Origin of the sequence: Pseudorhodoplanes sp. (genome assembly GCF_035565795.1) — a bacterium.
In the GTDB taxonomy this organism is placed as follows: Bacteria; Pseudomonadota; Alphaproteobacteria; order Rhizobiales; family Xanthobacteraceae; genus Pseudorhodoplanes.
Genome location: NZ_DATMRV010000186.1, coordinates 1 through 3122, shown reverse-complemented (window position 1 = coordinate 3122; position 3122 = coordinate 1). Strand labels below are relative to the sequence as shown.

3 protein-coding genes are annotated in these 3122 nt (G+C 64.7%); all 3 read left to right on the top strand.

Annotation, left to right across the window (positions count from 1 at the left end; genetic code table 11):
- Positions 1-736 (top strand): non-homologous end-joining DNA ligase (ligD, locus tag VNZ93_RS16700; RefSeq protein ID WP_325707507.1); only part of this gene is annotated, 736 nt, incomplete at its 5' end.
- 234 nt (positions 737-970) lie between these two features.
- Positions 971-1465 (top strand): single-stranded DNA-binding protein, encoded by a 495-nt coding sequence (locus VNZ93_RS16695; RefSeq protein WP_325707505.1) that lies wholly within the window; start codon positions 971-973, stop codon positions 1463-1465.
- A 127-nt stretch (positions 1466-1592) separates the two neighbouring features.
- Positions 1593-3122 (top strand): indolepyruvate/phenylpyruvate decarboxylase (ipdC, locus tag VNZ93_RS16690; RefSeq protein ID WP_325707502.1); only part of this gene is annotated, 1530 nt, incomplete at its 3' end.

The window sequence follows — 3122 nt, the reverse complement described above, 5'->3', positions numbered from 1 at the left end:
CCGGCCGCTGAGCCTCGTTCGCGCGCCGCGCGGCGTCGGCGGTGAGACCTTCTATCAGAAGCACGCGTCCGAAGGCTGGCCGGACGAGTTCAAGGCGATCTCGATCCGCGAAAAATCGGGCACGGACAAATATCTCTATATTGAGGATGAGCGCGGGCTGGTCGCCGCCGCACAGATGAGCGTGCTGGAGCTGCATATCTGGTGCAGCCATGTCGACGAGGTCGAGAAGCCGGATCGCATGGTGTTCGATTTCGATCCCGACGAGGGGCTGGGCTTCGAGCATGTCCGCAACGCCGCGAAGCAGATGCGCGGCATGCTCACCGAGGTCGGTCTGCAATCCTTTCCGATGGTGACGGGAGGGAAGGGCGTGCACGTCGTGGTGCCGCTGAAACGCGGGCACAGCTGGGACGAACATCGCGCATTCTCCGAGGCGCTGGCGCGCGTGATGGCCGAGCAATTTCCCGACCGCTTCGTTGCCAACATGTCGAAGGCAAAGCGGACCGGGAAGATCTTCGTCGATTATCTGCGCAACCAGCGCGGCGCGACTGCGATCTCTCCGTTCTCCACGCGCGCGCGCAAGGGTGCATCGGTTGCCGTGCCGGTGTCGTGGGAACGCCTCGCGCGGCTCGACAGCGCGCATCCGGTCGCGGTCGGAGAGGTGAAGCGGTTCGTCGGATCAAAGGACCCGTGGCCCGGCTATTTCGAGTTGAAGCAGGTCCTGCCCAAGCTGAAGTGAGGCTCCGCCGTGCCGTTGCGCAGGGGGCGGAGGCATGTTAAGAACAAAAAGTGAACATGGGGCTGCGGTACTGGCGTTGCCTACAAGTCGGGCCTTGAACGGAGCGAAGCCGCCGCCAGTTGTGGAAAAGGGATTTTCGGCGCGGCTTCTGCAAGCGGCGAGGCAGGCTTCGCACTAGGGTGCGTCGAATTGGGAAGCGCAGACTGCGCGGTGTCCGGAACGGGAGAATGTGCGATGGCGGGTTCGGTAAACAAGGTGATCCTGGTTGGGAATCTCGGAAAGGACCCGGAAATCCGGCGTACGCAGGACGGCCGCCCGATCGCCAATCTGTCGATTGCGACCTCGGAGACCTGGCGCGACAAGGCGACCGGCGAGCGCAAGGAAAAGACCGAGTGGCACCGCGTGGTGATCTTCAGCGAGCCGCTCTGCCGTGTGGTCGAGCAATATCTGAAGAAGGGCGCCAAGGTGTATATCGAGGGGGCGCTGCAGACCCGGAAATGGACGGACAAGGACGGCGTCGAGAAATACTCGACCGAGGTCGTGCTGCAGGGCTTCAACTCGCAGCTCACCATGCTTGACGGCCGCAGCGGCGGTGGTGGCGATCGCGTGTCAGATTATGGCGGCGGCAGCGACTTCGGTTCGAGCGGTCCCTCGTCGTCCGGCGGCGGACGCAAGCCTGCGATGGCTGGCGGCGGCGGTCGCGACATGGACGACGAGATCCCGTTCTAGGCGGTTCGCCCCGAAGTGCGGACCGGATTTGCCGTCCGCTCATTCCCTCTGGCTGATAATTACACGGCCGCAGCTCTGGTAAGGAACGCCGGATTGTCGCCGTGATGCGCGCGTGCGAGACTTTCGCATGGCCAGTCTCGCAACCGTTCTCCTGAATGCGCTGAAGGCACATGGCGCCCATGAAATCTTCGGTATTCCCGGCGATTTCGTGCTGCCGTTCTACAAGGTGATCGAGCAGTCCGGCATCCTGCCGCATTACGAATTGAGCCACGAACCCGCGGTCGGATTTGCGGCGGATGCCGCGGCGCGCTTCCACGGTGGCATCGGCGTTGCGGTCGTCACCTATGGCGCGGGCGCGTTCAACGTCGTCAACGCGGTCGCCGGCGCTTATGCCGAGCGCTCGCCGGTCGTCGTCATTGCCGGCGCACCGGGAGCGCGTGAACGGCAGAGCGGGCTCCTGCTGCATCATCAGGCGGCGACCGTCGATACGCAGCTCGCGGTGTTCCGCGAGATCACCAGCGATCAGGCGGTGCTGACCGATGCTGCGACCGCGCCCGCGAAGATCGCGCGCGTACTGCGGTCGGCACGCGAGCGTGCACTTCCGGTCTATATCGAAATCCCGCGCGACATGGTGGATGTCGAATGCGCCGCCGTGCCCATGCTGCCGCGCGCTGCGGTCGATCAGGAAGCGCTGGCGGAATGCGCGAGCGAGGTGCTGGCGCGGATGGCGGCGGCGGAACGTCCGGTCATCGTGGTCGATGTCGAAATCCGCCGTTACGGCATCGAGGACAAGGTTGCGCTGCTGGCGCGCCGGCTCGGCATTCCGGTTGTGACCACCTTCATGGGGCGCGGTCTTCTTGCGGATGCTCCCGATGTCGTGACAGGGACCTATCTCGGTGCGGCGGGGGCGGCCGAAATCACAAGCCTTGTCGAGGAGGCCGATACGCTTCTTCTGCTCGGCGTAATCCTCTCCGATACCAATTTTGCGCTGTCGGGACGCAAGCTCGATCCGCGCCGCACAATGCTGGCGATCGATCGCGAGGTGCGGGTCGGTCATCACGTCTATCCCGGCGTCCCGCTCGACGATCTGGTCGAAGCGCTGGTGACCTGGGCCCCGGAAGCGCCGCGTCCGCTCGCCGTCGCGCGGCCTCAGATCATCTATCCGCGCGGTCTTGAGGCCGACGACACGCCGGTAGTGCCATCCGACATCGCCTGCGCCATCAACGATCTGTTCGACCGGCATGGCACGATGCCGATGACGGCGGACATGGGCGACTGCCTGTTCACCGCGATGGAGATCGAGAATACAGAGCTTGCAGCCCCCGGCTATTACGCCGGCATGGGTTTCGGTGTGCCAGCTGGCATCGGCGTCGCTGCGGCCATTGGCGAGCGGCCGGTGATCCTTGTCGGTGACGGCGCGTTCCAGATGACCGGCTGGGAGCTCGGCAATTGCCGCCGCTACGGCCTTGATCCGGTCGTCGTGCTGTTCAACAATTGCTCATGGGAAATGCTGCGGGTGTTCCAGCCCGAGTCGAAGTTCAACGATCTTTCGGACTGGAATTTCGCGGCAATCGCCCCGTCGCTCGGCGGCCATGGCGTACGCGTCACGACGCGCCGCGAGTTGCGCGACGCACTGGATGCGGCGGTCGCGCGCCGC